The sequence below is a fragment of the Paraburkholderia sp. SIMBA_030 genome (assembly GCF_046535245.1).
Lineage (GTDB): Bacteria > Pseudomonadota > Gammaproteobacteria > Burkholderiales > Burkholderiaceae > Paraburkholderia.
On sequence record NZ_JAWRXB010001498.1, the window covers coordinates 1 to 241 of the forward strand.

General features: G+C 62.7%; 1 pseudogene. It reads right to left on the reverse strand.

What is annotated here, in order from left to right:
* Positions 1–241, reverse strand: a pseudogene (locus SB772_RS45030) (urocanate hydratase); the annotation flags it as partial.

Genomic DNA, 241 nt, shown 5'->3' on the forward strand with positions numbered 1-241 from the left:
CGCCAGTGCGTCGTCGAGGTCTTTGGCCTGCTCGTCGACGTAGCGGCTGTTCAAACGGAAATCGATGCTGACCTGTTGGCATTCGATGTTCAGCGAGCAAGCGCCAGCCAGAGTGGCGGCCAGAGGCTGGGCGCCGCCCATGCCGCCCAGACCGGCGGTCAGGACCCAACGACCTTTCAGGTCATCGTTGTAGTGTTGGCGACCGGCTTCGACGAAGGTTTCGTAGGTGCCCTGGACGATG